General features: G+C 46.2%; 1 protein-coding gene. It reads right to left on the bottom strand.

Annotation, left to right across the window (positions count from 1 at the left end; translation table 11 throughout):
• On the bottom strand, nt 1-808 hold an 808-nt coding region (locus A3762_RS19070), incomplete at its 3' end, for a molybdopterin molybdotransferase MoeA (protein WP_197469400.1).
• Between the last annotated feature and the right edge of the window lie 137 nt (nt 809-945).

The raw sequence follows: 945 nt of genomic DNA, 5'->3' as shown, positions 1-945 counted from the left end.
CGCCAAGTTCTTCGATCGCGGCTTTTATATAATCTTCTTCGCCAACAGACGCGCCGCCCGAGCTAATGATAATGTCTGATTCCGCAGCCTTGTTGAGGGCTTCGATCGTCGCGTCTAGCTTGTCGGCGACACATCCGATATTGCGGACTTCAAAGCCAAAGCTACGGATTAATCCTTCCAAAAGGTATTGGTTCGAATTATAGATTTGTCCGGGTTTTAACTCGCTTCCTGGTTGCGCTAGTTCGTCGCCGGTCGATACTACTGCAACGGTTAGAGGGCGATATGTTTTTATCTCCGCGATACCAGAAGAGGCAAGCAAAGAAATATTCTGTGGGCGCAGAACATCGCCTTTGCGGAGCAATGTATCGCCTACTTGAAAGTCTTGCCCCGCTGGACGAAGGTTCTGATTCAAAGATAAATTTGAGCTGGTGCTTAACAGAGTTGTACCGTTAAGTTCGCTTAGTTCGGCACTCTCTTGCATCAGTACGCAATCAGCACCTTCTGGTACAGGAGCTCCAGTAAAAATGCGAGCAGCTTCGCCTTCTTTAAGCTGCCCTGGTGCACTGCCTGCAGGAACACGCATCGTGACAGGGAGGGCTGACTTTTGAATATCGCTAATACGAAACGCGTATCCATCAACAGCACTGTTGTGAAACGGTGGTTGGGAAATGCGCGCTTTTATATCGCTTGCGGATACTCTATTTAGCGCTTGCTCAATGGGCGTAGTTTCTTCTTGCGAGCAGGTTTGAACACGAGAGGATAATTGTTCGATAGCATCTTCAAGAGGGAGTAGTTTGCTGGCACTCATACCGATTTTTTTGGCCTTATAAGTTGGTTTGCTTGCATCAAGTGTATTTTGATCAAAAACTTTAGCTTGTGAAGCGATTTTTTGCGCAATAAAACTAGCTATTGTAAAAGAATTGATCTATCTTAAGTTTGTAGCCG

The sequence above is a fragment of the Oleiphilus sp. HI0125 genome (assembly GCF_001635355.1).
The sequence above is the reverse complement of the archived record's forward strand: the minus strand, read 5'-3'. Positions and strand labels throughout refer to the sequence as shown.